Origin of the sequence: Spirosoma fluviale (assembly GCF_900230225.1) — a bacterium.
In the GTDB taxonomy this organism is placed as follows: domain Bacteria; phylum Bacteroidota; class Bacteroidia; order Cytophagales; family Spirosomataceae; genus Spirosoma; species Spirosoma fluviale.
On sequence record NZ_OCNH01000003.1, the window covers coordinates 492,599 to 506,331 of the forward strand.

At 51.6% G+C, this 13,733-nt stretch carries 17 protein-coding genes; 6 read left to right on the forward strand and 11 right to left on the reverse strand.

All coding sequences use genetic code 11. From position 1 onward, the window contains the following. Positions 1-47 precede the first annotated feature (47 nt). From CRO74_RS18275 to CRO74_RS18285, 3 genes are read left to right on the forward strand one after another with little or no spacing between them, the layout of a single operon-like run. Complete coding sequence (locus CRO74_RS18275; protein ID WP_097127687.1) at positions 48-422, forward strand: hypothetical protein; 375 nt, start codon at positions 48-50, stop codon at positions 420-422. A gap of 12 nt (positions 423-434) precedes the next feature. Next, positions 435-641, forward strand: coding sequence for a hypothetical protein (locus tag CRO74_RS18280; protein WP_097127689.1), 207 nt, complete (start codon positions 435-437; stop codon positions 639-641). Between the two features lie 28 nt (positions 642-669). After that, complete coding sequence (locus CRO74_RS18285; protein WP_097127691.1) at positions 670-1,302, forward strand: HmuY family protein; 633 nt, start codon at positions 670-672, stop codon at positions 1,300-1,302. 78 nt (positions 1,303-1,380) lie between these two features. On the opposite strand, the gene CRO74_RS18290 is transcribed toward CRO74_RS18285, so the two are convergent. From CRO74_RS18290 to CRO74_RS18330, 10 genes are all read right to left on the reverse strand, one after another. Next, the gene (locus CRO74_RS18290) at positions 1,381-1,911 is read right to left on the reverse strand and encodes a ferritin (protein ID WP_097127693.1); all 531 of its coding nucleotides are present in this window, start codon (positions 1,909-1,911) and stop codon (positions 1,381-1,383) included. Positions 1,912-2,024: 113 nt separating this feature from the next. Then, positions 2,025-2,381: a hypothetical protein gene (locus CRO74_RS18295; protein ID WP_097128665.1), complete on the reverse strand. Its 357-nt coding sequence runs from the start codon at positions 2,379-2,381 to the stop codon at positions 2,025-2,027. 89 nt (positions 2,382-2,470) lie between these two features. After that, a complete protein-coding gene (locus CRO74_RS18300; RefSeq protein ID WP_097127695.1) occupies positions 2,471-3,337 on the reverse strand; it encodes an aldo/keto reductase in 867 nt (288 codons plus the stop codon). Between the two features lie 141 nt (positions 3,338-3,478). Next, a complete protein-coding gene (locus CRO74_RS32415; protein WP_097127696.1) occupies positions 3,479-3,781 on the reverse strand; it encodes a type II toxin-antitoxin system RelE/ParE family toxin in 303 nt (100 codons plus the stop codon). Next, complete coding sequence (locus CRO74_RS31660) at positions 3,778-3,948, reverse strand: hypothetical protein (protein WP_179830242.1); 171 nt, start codon at positions 3,946-3,948, stop codon at positions 3,778-3,780. The genes CRO74_RS32415 and CRO74_RS31660 overlap by 4 nt, the downstream gene beginning before the upstream one ends. A 30-nt stretch (positions 3,949-3,978) precedes the next feature. Then, positions 3,979-4,836: a prephenate dehydrogenase gene (locus tag CRO74_RS18310; protein ID WP_097127698.1), complete on the reverse strand. Its 858-nt coding sequence runs from the start codon at positions 4,834-4,836 to the stop codon at positions 3,979-3,981. A gap of 76 nt (positions 4,837-4,912) precedes the next feature. Next, positions 4,913-5,314: a GxxExxY protein gene (locus tag CRO74_RS18315; protein WP_097127699.1), complete on the reverse strand. Its 402-nt coding sequence runs from the start codon at positions 5,312-5,314 to the stop codon at positions 4,913-4,915. A gap of 117 nt (positions 5,315-5,431) precedes the next feature. Next, positions 5,432-6,604, reverse strand: coding sequence for a pyridoxal phosphate-dependent aminotransferase (locus CRO74_RS18320; RefSeq protein WP_097127701.1), 1,173 nt, complete (start codon positions 6,602-6,604; stop codon positions 5,432-5,434). A gap of 134 nt (positions 6,605-6,738) precedes the next feature. Further along, positions 6,739-7,332 (reverse strand): NUDIX hydrolase, encoded by a 594-nt coding sequence (locus tag CRO74_RS18325; RefSeq protein ID WP_097127702.1) that lies wholly within the window; start codon positions 7,330-7,332, stop codon positions 6,739-6,741. 19 nt (positions 7,333-7,351) lie between these two features. Beyond that, the gene (locus CRO74_RS18330; RefSeq protein WP_097127704.1) at positions 7,352-8,617 is read right to left on the reverse strand and encodes a glucuronyl esterase domain-containing protein; all 1,266 of its coding nucleotides are present in this window, start codon (positions 8,615-8,617) and stop codon (positions 7,352-7,354) included. A gap of 206 nt (positions 8,618-8,823) precedes the next feature. On the opposite strand from CRO74_RS18330, the gene CRO74_RS18335 reads away from it, so the two are divergent. Continuing rightward, positions 8,824-9,483: a hypothetical protein gene (locus CRO74_RS18335; protein ID WP_097128668.1), complete on the forward strand. Its 660-nt coding sequence runs from the start codon at positions 8,824-8,826 to the stop codon at positions 9,481-9,483. 5 nt (positions 9,484-9,488) lie between these two features. On the opposite strand, the gene CRO74_RS18340 is transcribed toward CRO74_RS18335, so the two are convergent. Further along, positions 9,489-10,427, reverse strand: a complete 939-nt coding sequence (locus tag CRO74_RS18340) for a nucleoside hydrolase (RefSeq protein ID WP_097127705.1) — start codon at positions 10,425-10,427, stop codon at positions 9,489-9,491. Between the two features lie 191 nt (positions 10,428-10,618). Between CRO74_RS18340 and CRO74_RS18345 the strand changes: the two genes are divergently transcribed. Together CRO74_RS18345 and CRO74_RS18350 are read left to right on the forward strand one after the other, a co-directional pair. Then, on the forward strand, positions 10,619-12,274 hold the full coding sequence (locus CRO74_RS18345; protein WP_097127707.1) for a M28 family metallopeptidase: 1,656 nt from the start codon (positions 10,619-10,621) through the stop codon (positions 12,272-12,274). 156 nt (positions 12,275-12,430) lie between these two features. After that, the gene (locus CRO74_RS18350; protein ID WP_097127708.1) at positions 12,431-13,732 is read left to right on the forward strand and encodes a TolC family protein; all 1,302 of its coding nucleotides are present in this window, start codon (positions 12,431-12,433) and stop codon (positions 13,730-13,732) included. Position 13,733 lies beyond the last annotated feature (1 nt).

Here is a 13,733-nt window from a genome sequence, read left to right on the forward strand (position 1 = left end):
AAGTGAAGCAGCCAAAAACTAATGTAAACCTTAAACGCTCATTGTGTATGAACTGTCGATGCCATCTTTTATCCGATTCCGCCCACGGGCGCATTACTCTGTATGATCGGCTGATGTCCGGCCATACCGACCCCATTTCTTTACCAGGTCAGGACGAGTACAACATAACGCTGGAGTTTAACAACATCACGCAATGGCTGTGCTATGAGGATTTTCTGGCCCTGGAGTGGAACGTGCGCAGCATTGATACTTCGGCCTATTTTGAAGCCCATCCCTACGAAGAGCGAATCCACTTAAGCACACCATCTCGCTTCCTGACGTTCAGTTTCCGGGTTCACGAACTGCTTGAATTGCGGAAGATGCTGAGCCGGGCGGTGGCACGGCTGCACTGGTTTGAGGTACTGCGTAACGCCCGGAATTAACGCAGGAAGGATATGAACGTCCTCGTTTTTCAAACCAACATAAACACCGACGAACGGGTGCATAGGGCGGCCTGCCGCTTGTGTAAGCTCCGGGCCATCTGTCGCTGGAGTATCGACCTGGAAGACTGCGTGCTCCGGGTCGAATCCGAATCACTCACCGAAACGGATGTCATTCGCCTGCTAACGAAGGCCGGATTGCACTGTGATGTACTGACTTAACACCTGCTTACAATCAACTCAATCAATTATGCGTATTTACCATGTACTACTGGCGGTTTGCCTGAGCACCGCTTTCATTTCCTGCAATAGTGAAGATAACCCGGTCGTTGTGCAACCCCTCACGGCCACAACCGTTCGGGATTTAGCCGCCGATCCAACCAGCATGACATCGACCAGTGGACAGCAGCCCGTTGCGGCAACGGGCAAGTTCACCCTGTTTAGTTTTATAGACAACAAGCAGATTGCAAACACCGATTCTGCAACGAATAAATGGGATGTTGGCTTTCGGGGAACAATGATTATCGTAAACGGTGGCGCGATCCGTAGCGGACAGGGTGGCGCTTATATACATACGGGGACATTTGACGAAACAGCCACGGTGCCCACATCGGCTACGTTTGCTCAGGACCAGAGTGCTACGCAACTGGCTATTACGGCAAGTTCGGGGAAAGGCTGGTACAACTACGAGCCAACGACCAACATCATCTCGTCCATACCCGGGAAAGTACTGATTATCCGTACAGGCGATGGTAAGTACGCCAAGATGGAGATACTCAGTTACTACCAAGGAGCACCGGCAACACCGACATCGGCCAATGTAGCCCGGTATTACACATTCCGATATCTGTATCAGCCGGATGGTAGCCAGACGTTGAAGTAAACGCGTTGGGGTCTGATGAACGCCACATCTTGAAGATATGGCGTTCATCAGACCCCAACGCGTTTACTTTACTCTTATTTACTCGAAGGGGTTGCCATCGTAGGTAACGCTGGCGAGTTTTTTGTCGAGGTAGTAGATCTGATCTGATGGGATCTGGTCGATGAGTTCGAGGCAGCGACGGGCAATGTATTCTTCTTCCATCTGCTCTTTCACGTACCATTTCAGCAACTCTTCGGTTGCATAATCGCCTTCCCGGCGGCAAATGCCAATGATTCGGTTGATCGAATCCGTTACGGCGATTTCCTGATCCAGAGCGCCCTCAAAAACCGAACGAAGGGTGTCGAACTCCTGACTAACGGCCGGTATTTCGGGCGAAAAAGCCGTGCCACCCTGGTCGCAGAGGTAATGAAAGAGCTTCATGCCGTGCTTCCGCTCTTCTTCCGACTGATTGTAGAAGAAGCCCGCGCAATGGTCGAGGCCATTGCGGTCGCACCAGCCTGCCATGGCCAGGTATTTCGACGATGAAATCATCTCCATCTGTATCTGCTGGTTCAGTGCCAGCTCAACGCTTTCCTTTACGGAACTGCGTAATCGTGCCAAGTCTTTCATGACGAGTGACTGTTTGCGGTGAGAAGTTTATGTAACAAAACAACGAAAAAAAACCGACTGTTGTTAGACAGCCGGTTCAATTATAGAAAACCTACGATAAAGTCTATAGAGCATTATGCACCCATTGAACAGCCGCATTCGCGCAACATGGTATTCAAGTCCAGCATTATTCGGGCACCCGCGAGCAGTTCCCGCAGATGAACCACCTCGCAGAGGGTTAGCACGTAACAACGTTCAGAACGGGGAGGTGCCAGAATCTCAACATCATCGGCGGCAGCTGTGCTTAACGCCATTTGCCGAATATCGACCGTTTCGACCATGCGCCGAAACTGCGCAAAATCGCGGGCCGATAGATAGGTATGGGTATCCCAAAACTCCAGTATGAGCCGATTGCTGGCATCACACTGATAAACAGCTCCTTTGTCGGTTCGGAATACTTCCTGTAAGGTTGTCGTTACGTCGTTACTCACCGGTTGTTGTAAATGAATGAACAAAGATACAACGCACGATTTAGTTTAGATAGTTTCTAAACAATATTTTTTAACGAACGGCAACGACCTTATTCAGGCAAGGGCATATCTTGCAAATCTTCGTCCGTCAGCTTGATGGTAGCTGCTTTCACGTTTTCCTCCAGGTGTTTTACCGACGACGTTCCGGCGATGGGCAACATAACCGGCGACGCGGCCAGCAGCCAAGCCAGCGCAATTTGATAATCGGTAGCCTCGTGGCGTTTTGCTACTTTCTTAATTGCGTTTTCAGCTGCTACATTACCCGCGTTTAAGGGATACCAGGGAATAAACGCAATGTTGTTTTTCTCGCAGTATTTCAGCACGTCATTCCAGCGCTGCTGCCCGAAATTGTACATGTTCTGGACCGATACAACCTCGAAGTATTGTTTGGCTTCTTCAATCTGCTCGATACCAACTTCCGACAGGCCGATGTGCCGAATTTTGCCCTGTTGCTGTGCTTCCTTCAAAAAGCCGAGGAATTCTTCCGATGGCACTTTATCGTCGAACCGGTGTAACTGATACAGGTCGATCCGGTCCAGTTTCAGACGTTTGAGGCTGCCGTTCAGCGCTTCTTCGAGGTGTTTGCGGCTCCCATCAACCGGCCACTGGTTCGGTCCGGTGCGGAGTAAAGCGCCTTTTGTGCCGATGACCAGCCCATCGGGGTAGGGGTGAAGGGCTTCGGCAATGAGTTCTTCCGACACATAAGGGCCATAACTGTCGGCGGTGTCAATAAAATTAATACCCAGTTCGAGAGTACGTTTCAGGACCCGAATGGCTTCATCATGGTCTTTGGGGGGTCCCCAAATGCCATCGCCCGTGATACGCATGGCCCCATAGGCCATTCTGTTGACGGTCAGATCTCCGCCGATGGTAATCGTACCGGCCTGTAGGGCAGGTTGTTGGTCTGTTGCTTGCATGAGTGTTTCGTGTTGTTGATCAGGATAGCAGGTCCTGTGTATTGTATACATAAACTAACAGAAACACCTTTTGGATAAGTTGCAGTGTAATGTTTTTATGTCTTACCGTTTCTCAACCCCATCCAGCAGCCTCACAAGGAGTCAACTATCAAAAAAGCGCTCAGACATATTTCGCGAGCTGTGCTGTATTGTAATGACATCGATTTGCCCATCATTTACAATCTTACAAACAATGCGATACTCACTATGAATCAATTCCCGGAGGTAAGAGAGATCAAATTCCGGGACTTTACGACCCATTTCCGGAAACGTTTTTAATTGCTCAACTTTGGCGATAAGTGTATCGATCAGATGATCGGCGTAGGCAGGCGAATAGGTGGAACGGTACTCGTTTATGGCGTCTAAGTCCTCTATGGCTCGGTTTGTAAAGTTTATCCGAATCATTTACGCAGCCGTTGTTTTACGTCTTCCAACGGTACTGTTTCTCCCCTTTCGGATTGTAATAATCCCTCCTGAACATTTTGAATGAACAACAAGCGTTCGATGAAAGCTTCGATAGGAAATTCATCCGGCATTTTCTCCAGCGATTCCTGTATGGCTGCCTTTGTCATAATGATATTAGTTTACCAAATATACAAACTTTACCGTTTCTCAATCCCATCCAGCACCCGCCGTATCACGTTGGCCCGCTGCATAAAATCGAGGGAGTTTTTTACGTCCTGATCGTCGATGATCTGCTTGAACTGCTGCAAAAACTCGATGTAGTCGGCCAGTGCCTGCGACACATTCTGCCGGTTCTGGTCGAAGATGGGTGCCCACATGGCGGGGGAGCTTTTGGCAAGCCGCACCGTGGAACTGAAGCCCGTACTGGCCATGTCGAAAATAGCCTGTTCGTCTTTTTCTTTCTCCAGTACCGTCAGGCCAAGGGCAAACGCGCTGACGTGGCTCAGGTGCGACACGTAGGCCAGATGCAGGTCGTGCTCCTGCGGACTCATATAGAACAGCTTCATGCCTATATCCCGAAACAGGCTTTCGGCCAGGGTGAGGCTGTCGGGGTGGCTCTTCTCACGGTCGCAAATGATGAGGTTTTTGCCGACAAGCAGTTCTTTGAATGCGGCCCCCGGCCCGGAGTTTTCGGTACCGGCCATCGGGTGAGCGGCTACGAACTGCGCCCGTTTGGGGTGCGCATCGGCTACCTCGCAGATGAGTCCTTTGGTGGAGCCTAAATCCAGAACGGTGGCTCCCGATGGCAGGTGATCGAGGACGGTGGGCAGCATGTCGATGATCACATTGACGGGTGTCGCCAGCACGACTAATGTGCTTTGGGCAATGGCTTCTGATAGGGGCAGAACGTCATCCACAATACCTTTCGCTAGGGCCAGTTGCCCATTTACGGGCGATGTATCGACACCAATGAACCGCATTTTGGGGTATTTTTCACGCACGGCCAGGGCAAAAGAACCCCCGAGTAAGCCTATTCCAATTATACTGACAACCATCTGAACCGGGATTTAACAGATTTTGGGATGAAACAGATTTTGCCGTTTCTGTTTAGTCATCCCTAATGCATTATTACTATTTGCGGTGGAAGCGACGAAAATGAGGGTTTAAAACACGCTTAAACTCCAGACTAGATGCCCCAAAATTAATCAGTAAACCAATTTCGAGATTATAGGCTTCCAGATAGTTGATAGCTTGTGCCAGATGCACTTCTTCTAATTTAATGATGGCTTTTAACTCAACCATTACCTTTTCTTCTATCAGGAAATCTGCACGACGTGTGCCCATCAGCATACTTTTGTAAAAAATGGGCATGTCTACTTCTCGTGCAAACCCAATAGTCTGTTGCTCTAGTTCATACGCTAAGGCTCGCTGGTAAATAACCTCTTGAAAACCATTTCCTAACACGCGGTGAACTTCCATTGAGCAACCAATTATACGGTGAGTCAGGTCGCCATACTTATAATCTTGTTGCATAATTACGGTAGTTAAGCAAAACGCATAATTACCAATAATCTATTTAAAAACAACCTGCTGAAATAGAGACTGTATCCAACCTGAAAGGCATCCTGAACGGATAGTTCAAAATCTGTTTTATCCAATAATCCGTTCAATCGCGGTTCGGATACGCTCCTTCGGCATACACAATGACACCCGCACGTACCGGTTTCCTTTGGGCCCGAAGATGAAGCCGGGGGCAATGAACACGTGTTTCGATATAAGCAAATCGTTTACCAGATCTTCGGCCGATGCTACCGAGTCGGGGAGTTTGGCCCAGATGAACAGTCCCTCCTGATCGGTCGAATACGTACAGCCCAGCGCATCCAGAAAGGCATGAATAGCATCCAGCCGACCCTGATACACGGCGTTGCGTTCCCGATGCCATTCGTCGGAGTTGGTGAGCGCTTCGGCAGCCGCGTCCATCAGGGGCTTGAACTGCCCTGAATCGACATTGCTTTTTATGGCCAGCACAGCATCCACGTAAGCTTTAGCACCCGCCATCCAGCCAATGCGCCAGCCCGCCATGTTATGCGACTTACTCAAGGAGTTCAACTCAATGGCTACCTCTTTGGCACCATCAATAGAGAGCAGGCTGATGGGTGCTTTCTTGTTGAGGATCAGGCTATATGGGTTGTCGTGGCCGAGCAGGATTTTATGGTCGTGGGCAAAGCGGACCGCCCGCTCAAACAGAGAACGGGTGGCTGGTGCGCCAGTTGGCATGTGCGGGTAGTTCATCCAAAGGATTTTCGTTGGATTGGCGGATGTGTTGTCCGCTACCAGCTCGGTCAGCACATCCCAGTCGGGTTGCCAGCCGCCATGTTCGAGCAGCGGGTATTCGCGGACGTTGGCGCCCACCATGGCGCTCACCGCCCGATAGGCCGGGTAGCCCAGTTCGGGGACCAGTACGCCGTCGCCTTCATTCAGAAAGGTTAATGAAATGTGGGTAATACCTTCTTTGGAGCCGATCAGCGGCAGAATTTCGGTATCTGCATCAAGGGTAACGCCGTAGGTATGCTGGTAGAAATTGGCGATGCCCTGGCGTAAACCCGGCGTGCCTTTATACGGTTGATAGCCGTGCGAGGTCGGCTGCTGCACCGACTTGATGAGGGCTTCAATTGTGTTTTCTGACGGCATCAGGTCGGGGTTGCCGATGCCTAAATTGATCACATCATGACCAGCCGCCTGTAGACGACGTACTTCGGCCAGCTTAACGGAAAAATAATACTCCTGCGTTTGGTCAGCGCGTTGGGCTAGGGGGATAATCACTTCTGAACCGGGATTTGTGGGATTTTTTTGATTTCCCTGATTTTGTACAAAATGAATGAGTGAGCGGTATAACAGCGTGCAAAGATACTAGCCGCTACAATGCTATGAATCATCACCTACTCACATTATAAAAATCAAGCCTGTTCAGATAAATCAGAAAAACCCGCGGGGCCGCCCATGCGGTTAAGGAGGTATTTCAACAACGGAGCCAGGTGCAGCGATTGCATCATTTCGCCCGTATTGATGATTTCCCGCGCCCGCTCATGGGAAACGATGTGCACCGTGATCTCTTCCGTCGATTCGAGGTGTTGCGCCTGTTTCAGCTCGACACCCGTGGCCAGATAAGCGTAGGTTACGTTAGAATGTGTGCCCGGATTGGCCGAAAGTGTCATGAGCAACTCCCACTGACCGCCCCCAAAACCCGTTTCTTCCAGTAATTCGCGCTGGGCGGCTACCAGCGGTTCTTCATTCGGGTCGACCACGCCCGCGCAGAGTTCGTAGTGAATCCCCGCAATCGCATGACGGTACTGCCGAATCAGCACTAGTTGATTATCAGTTGTTACCGCAACGACATTAATCCAGCTGGGGTATTCAAAGACAAAATAGTTAGGGATCGTGCCACCATTTTCCATGCGGATGGCGTCTTTCCGAACGGTGAACCATGGTAGGTTGTGGATGTATTCCGATTGCTCGACCTGCCAGGGTCGTGGGTCATTTTCATGAATCATGCCGCAAAGGTAGGCACAGCTAGCGGACTAATTCATCGGCAAAGCGCAGGTATTGCTCCCAATCATAATCCGTTACGTCATGTATGCCGGTTCGGTTGTGGTAGCGAACGGTTTTACCAATGGGCTGATCAACGGCCGGGAACGTCGTTGTACCCAGACCCGTTTTGCCGTAAAGCCGGTAAATGGGTTCGGTGTGGAGCGCACCCAGAAACTCCCCTTTCGGGTCTGACCACTGGTCACCGTCGGCACTGGCCACGTACAGCGGGCGCGGGGCGATGAGGGCCATCAACTCGTGCTGATCGACGGGTAAATCGGCTACGCGTTTGTTGAACGTCTTGTATCGGTCAGCAAACCAATGTGGAAAACTGGTATTTATTCGCTCAACGGTTTCGCCGTACCAGCGCCGGGCGAGGGCCGCCCCGCCTTCGCCGGATTCGTTGGCAATAACGGCGGCAAATCGTTCGTCCTGTGCCCCGGCCCATATAGCGGCTTTGCCGATCCGCGAGTGGCCGATGGAAATAACGCGTTTGGCATCAATGGCCGGGTCGGTTTGCAGGTAGTCAAGAATTCGGCTCATGCCCCAGGCCCAGGCACCTACCGCCCCCCAGTTCGTCGCTTTCGTCGTGTCGCCCAGCACCGACCGGATTCCGGACTGCCATCCCTGCGGAAAATCGGGTTCGATATCGCCGTAGTAGGCGGTAGCCAGCGCGTAGCCGCGTTTTACAATCATCTCGATGGGCCAGCGTCGGGCTTGCATCCCGCGTGCTTTTTCCGTTGCCTTGTTTTTATTCACAGCGTCATTATTTCCGCCCATCATCCAGCGGGCCGACAGCGGAATGTCCGCTTCGGTCGTGACGCAGTGGTTGCCGCAAAAATTCAGGCCCAGAAATACCGGAGCGGGCTTTGAACTGGCTTTGGGTAGGTAAATCAGGATGTCGATGGGCGGTAACTGCGGGTAGTCGACAAAGAAAATAGACACCTGTTTGCGAATAGCCAGCCCATTTAGGGCCGATTTGTCGACAGACGTTGTCTGGAAACGAAGCTTAACGGAGTTGGCGGGTGTTTCACCATATACGTTTTCGGCAAATAGCTTCAGCAGTTCGGCTCGTCGGTTGCGCCAGTCGACTTTGGTCTTAACCGCTTTGCCCTTTGTATTCACTAGCAGATCGGGCAAGGTATAGATGCCTACTTTAGCTTCGTCATAATTGTAGCCTTCGGGGCCTTGTCCGTTGGCAAATTGCCCGGAGAACAGGATAAGCGTTGCCCAAAACAGAAATCGAGTCATAAGCGGGTGTGTAAAAAGGTCTTGTTTGCAAAGGCAAATGAGCTGTGTTTCATACTTATAGTGCCGTTTTGTGTAGTTCCGGTCGCCGGGCCGACGCTCGGTACTACATGAAAGATTTCGGGCAAATCATATTAACCGTCTAGTCCAGTTCGTTGTAGAGAGAACTTTTGTGTTTTGCCGATTTCGTTCGTACAACCTTTAACCTGATGAGGAACACCATTGCCCTGTTTGCTGCTGCATCCTGTCTTTTCTTTTCGTCCTGCCAGCGTCCCGTGGCGTATTTTCAACCAACAGCGCACCCGGCAGCTACCCGACTTCCAGTTAAAAAAGTTGCTGAGCAGGAACGTGCCCCAACGGATGTTGCCCCAACGGATGTTGCCCCAACGGACGTTGCCGCACTGGACATTGAAAGCGAAAATGAACAGGCTATTATCGAAGTACTGACTCCCGAATCCGGGCAAACGGCGAGCCAGTCTGTTGCCAGTTCATCCGTACTTGCCAGCCGGACGGCGCAGTCTCACCAGACGACAGCCAGCCGGATCGAACACCACATGCAGCGGGTCAATACACTCCTGTCAACGCCGGAAACTCAACCGACCGACCAGCAGCCGGGGCCGAAGCCCAAGAAGAAATTGAAGCTGGGTAATCAGATCCGGCAGGGTCTGGGCATGAAACTACGCCCGGAGTTGAACTGGTGGCAGCGCATCAGCTGGAAGTTGAAAGCATCGGTATTTGTGATTTTGGTGGCCGTTGTCTTTGCTATTTTAGGCATTACAATACTGGCCATCATCTTCGGCGTTTTAGGCGCGTTCCTTATGATCAGCGGCCTGAAAAAGTCGTTTAAAGTGCGTAGGCCCTGGTTTTGATTCCCTCAGGGCAATACCTTCACGGCATCGTAAATCATCTGGATATACTTCTCCCGGTCGATGTCGTACACAAAATCGACGTTTGGCGTTTGCTTCAGCACATCGAAAAAATCAACAATCGTCGTACCCGCTGTCAACGTACCGGCTACTTCCACATCGACATAACAGGGTTTTGAGGTAAACATCGACGGGTCGATCAGCCAGGCGATGGCACAGGGGTCGTGCAGGGCAGCACCACCTTCCAGTTCGGGGCGTTCCCGCCGGTAATAAATGGAGAAGAAATCCATTAGTTCGGCTACCACCTTGCCCGATCTATTGCCGATGGCCCTGAACCGCTCAATATCCTCCTGAAAGACCAAGGCTTTGTGCGTCACATCCAGCCCACACATCGTGATCGGAACCCCCGACTTGAACACGATGGCTGCCGCTTCGGGGTCGACATAGATATTGAACTCAGCCGTAGGCGTAATATTTCCCCGAAAAGCCCCGCCACCCATCAGCGAAATGCGTTCAATCTTCGGTTTTAAGTGCGGGTAAGCCAGCAGAAACGTGGCGACATTCGTCAATGGGCCGGTTGGTACAATCGTGATTTTCTCGTCGCTTTCGGCCAGGATCTGCGCCATCGCTTCCAGCGCCGACAGCGGATGGTGCTGTAAGGTGGGTTCGGGCAATACCGGGCCATCCATACCCATTTCGCCATGAACGTTATCCGCGATGATCAGCTTGCGAAACAGGGGTTTGTCGCTGCCTCTGTAAACGGGCACATCGGCACCAATCAACTCCATGATGCGCATCGTATTCTTGAGCGTCTTTTCCTGTGTCTGGTTACCTGCCGAACTGGTAATTGCTTTGATATCGAACAAGCCACTACCGAAGGCCAGTAATAACATGACGGCATCATCGTGGCCGGGGTCGCAGTCGATAAGTACGGGTATTTTCTTCATGATCTGGTGGTCAAGATACAGAATTGACGTTACGCTGACAGGTGGTACGTCGTTTCTACCCGCGAAGGTACAATTTGCTGACGCCCTGAGATAGAAAACCCGGAAATGAGGCAGAAGTTGAGTTTAAATTTGATCTGGAGAAACCGTAACTTATTTTTAGCTAATCGTTTTGTTCTCTTCACCTCGTCTACATGCGTTTTTCTCTTTCTGTCTTGTTCGGCCTATTCGCTACTAATCTGGCATTGGCTCAATCAAATAATATACCAGCCGATGCTCAGCGCGTGGTTCAAACTGTACGGCCCGACGCCATTCGGAACCACATGCGCATTCTGGCAAATGATTCGCTGAAAGGCCGCAAGCCCGGCACACCTGGCTTTGCGATGGCGGCAGAGTACGTCATGGCGCAATTCAAAGCCCTTGGCCTGAAACCCGCCGGAGAGAACAATACCTATAAGCAGAATGTGCCGCTTCGACGGTGGGCAGTGCAGGAAGACAATAGCGCATTGGCGCTGATTCTAAACGGAAAGGAGCAACCGCTTGCTTATGGGAAACAATTCATTTACAGCCCGACGCCCGATCATGCCATTAGTGATATTACGGCCCCCGTCGTTTTTGTTGGCTTCGGCGTTACCGCACCCGAGCTGGGCTACGACGATTATACCGGCATTGACGTAAAAGGAAAAATCGTAGCCTTCCTGAACGGGGCACCGTCTACTTTCCCATCCAACCAGCGGGCGTATTACTCATCGGCGAAAGCTGAGAATGCCGTAGCGCACGGAGCCATCGGTACGCTGGCGTTCAACTTGCCCACCGATCTGCGTAATCGAATCGAAACGGCGGCACCTCGTGCCCGCCAGGGTGTGTATCGCTGGGTAGACAAACAGGGGCATCCGCAACGAACCTATCCGGGTATACAGGCCGCTGCCTCGCTAAGTGATTCGACCGCCCGGCTGCTCTTTACCAACGCGGGTACACCCATTAGGGAGATGTTTACCAAAGCGCAGAAGAACATTCCGCAAGCCTTCCCGCTGAACGTATCGGTACACATAAAAGCGCAAACCGATGTAGTAGAAGATGTGGCCGGACTGAATCTGGTGGCCATACTGCCCGGCTCTGACCCGGTACTGAAAAATGAATACGTCGTGTTTGTCGCTCACCTCGACCATTTGGGTATTGGCCGGGTAGTGAAGGGCGATTCGATCAACAATGGGGCGCACGACAACGCATCGGGTGTCGCGATCAACCTCGAAACCGCCCGTTTATTCGCGTCCCTGCCGAAAGCACCCCGTCGCTCGATCCTCTTTGTGGGTGTTACCGGGGAAGAAATGGGGTTGCTCGGTTCAGATTATTTCGCCAGTAACCCAACGGTGCCGAAGGCCAATATCGTCGCCAATTCGACGCTGGATATGCCGTTTTTCTTCCATCCGTTGCTCGATATTGTGCCCTATGGCGCGGAGCATTCGAGTCTGAATGCCCCGGTTAAACAAGCCGCTGGGTTCCTGGGCGTTGGCATTAGTCCCGACCCAATTCCCGAACAGACCGTATTCATGCGGAGTGACCATTTCAGTTTTGTTCGGCAGGGTATTCCGGCGCTGTTCATCAAAAGTGGCTCGCAGACGGGTAATCCCGACCTCAACGGAACCAAGCTAAACCTCGACTGGCGGGCCACTATTTACCATACCCCACAGGATGATATGAACCAGCCGTTTGACTTTAATGCGGCTGGTAAACACGCGCAACTGCAATTTCTGGTGGGTTATTTAACCGCTCAGGCCGACCAGCGACCTGTCTGGAACAAAGGTGATTTCTTCGGGACAAAGTTCGGGAAAGACAGTGCCGCGAAATGAAATAGTATATAAAAACATATTAATGTGTTAATTTACCTCATAGGCGACTGAGTATATTTAACTATCTTTTAATTATCGTCAATACCCTTTAAACGCAACTTTACGGTTAACAAACTAAGAGGTAATCAAGTGTTGAGACCCTACTTAGGCTAACCAATGATTTTGCGAAAACTGATCGAATACCTTCTGTGCATGAGCGTCGTTTTCACGGCCTCTGCACAGACAACGCTAACCCTGCGGCAGACGCTCCAGCAGGTACGCGAAAACAGTCCGGCCCTGCGTGTTGAACGGTTAAATATCAACGCAACTCAGGCCGACCAGATAACGGCCAACCTCCGGCCGAACCCGGTGCTTAATAATCAGACTCTTTTTCAACTGGCACAACCGACGGGTGCTTCGGCACCACTGCCCGGTGCCGAAGGAGTGGGTGTGCTGAACCGCCAGCGACGACAGTTCTGGCTTCAGGCAACCAAAGAGTTCGACATTCATAATAAACGTACGTATCGAAACCGTTTTGCCGAAGCCAACACAAATTTGGCGGTGCAGAGCGTAGCCGAAACCGAACGGGGAATCCTGTTCGATGCGGCCAACCGCTACCTCGATGCGTGGTATGCCCGTGTGCAACTGGCTCTTCTCCAGCGAGCCAAAGCCAACGTCGATACGCTGGTGCAGTTAAACAAAGTACGGCTTAAGAATCTGGTCATCACAGAGACCGACCTCACCCGGACGCAGCTAATATCTGACCAGTACGACATCCAGACTCGCACGGCCCAGCAGGATGTGCGTAACCGCCTGAACGAACTGCGGTTGGTTGTGGGAGTTGCCGACAGCATCAATGTGGCGCTGAACGACTCGATCATTAATCCTGCTTTTACCAACCCATTAAGCTTGTACCCGACGGTAAGTGCCAGTGCTGACAGCTTGTTACAACTGGCAATTACGTCCCGTACCGACGTGCGCGTAGCCGAAGCCAATCTGGAAACCGCCCGCCGTAATGTCGACCTCCAGCAGGTGCTTGCCAAACCCCGCAACGAAGCCGGGTTGATCTGGAATCCACAAAATTCCGTCCCTTACGCAGGTGTTTTCCTAACCCTCGAACTACCGGTTTACAGCCGCAATCAGGGTGAAATTCAGAAATCGCGGGTATTGCAGGAACAGGCGGGCCAGGCCGCTGCGCTGGTACAGACACGGATACGGTCGGAGGTGGAAACGGCCTATCAGTCGTTTGCCACCAGTCGGCAGAACATCGACCGCTATGTGGATATACGGCGCGATGCCGACCGCGTGCTGGCATCTGTTCGCTATGCCTATTTGCGCGGGGCCACCACCTTAATTGATTTGCTCCAGGCCCAAACGTCGTGGTTCGATACCCAGACCGCCTATTATCAGGCCCTCTATACACACCGCCAAAACTACGTCCGACTGCTGTACGCAACCGGGCAAATCAACACGTACTGAG

Coding starts and splice junctions, on each gene's coding strand:
- CRO74_RS18340 (WP_097127705.1), bottom strand. CDS start 10,427: ATGAAGAAAATACCCGTACTTATCGACTGCGACCCCGGCCACGATGAT.
- CRO74_RS18335 (WP_097128668.1), top strand. CDS start 8,824: ATGAGGAACACCATTGCCCTGTTTGCTGCTGCATCCTGTCTTTTCTTT.
- CRO74_RS18280 (WP_097127689.1), top strand. CDS start 435: ATGAACGTCCTCGTTTTTCAAACCAACATAAACACCGACGAACGGGTG.
- CRO74_RS18310 (WP_097127698.1), bottom strand. CDS start 4,836: ATGGTTGTCAGTATAATTGGAATAGGCTTACTCGGGGGTTCTTTTGCC.
- CRO74_RS18315 (WP_097127699.1), bottom strand. CDS start 5,314: ATGCAACAAGATTATAAGTATGGCGACCTGACTCACCGTATAATTGGT.
- CRO74_RS18275 (WP_097127687.1), top strand. CDS start 48: ATGAACTGTCGATGCCATCTTTTATCCGATTCCGCCCACGGGCGCATT.
- CRO74_RS18285 (WP_097127691.1), top strand. CDS start 670: ATGCGTATTTACCATGTACTACTGGCGGTTTGCCTGAGCACCGCTTTC.
- CRO74_RS32415 (WP_097127696.1), bottom strand. CDS start 3,781: ATGATTCGGATAAACTTTACAAACCGAGCCATAGAGGACTTAGACGCC.
- CRO74_RS31660 (WP_179830242.1), bottom strand. CDS start 3,948: ATGACAAAGGCAGCCATACAGGAATCGCTGGAGAAAATGCCGGATGAA.
- CRO74_RS18325 (WP_097127702.1), bottom strand. CDS start 7,332: ATGATTCATGAAAATGACCCACGACCCTGGCAGGTCGAGCAATCGGAA.
- CRO74_RS18345 (WP_097127707.1), top strand. CDS start 10,619: ATGCGTTTTTCTCTTTCTGTCTTGTTCGGCCTATTCGCTACTAATCTG.
- CRO74_RS18350 (WP_097127708.1), top strand. CDS start 12,431: ATGATTTTGCGAAAACTGATCGAATACCTTCTGTGCATGAGCGTCGTT.
- CRO74_RS18330 (WP_097127704.1), bottom strand. CDS start 8,617: ATGACTCGATTTCTGTTTTGGGCAACGCTTATCCTGTTCTCCGGGCAA.
- CRO74_RS18300 (WP_097127695.1), bottom strand. CDS start 3,337: ATGCAAGCAACAGACCAACAACCTGCCCTACAGGCCGGTACGATTACC.
- CRO74_RS18290 (WP_097127693.1), bottom strand. CDS start 1,911: ATGAAAGACTTGGCACGATTACGCAGTTCCGTAAAGGAAAGCGTTGAG.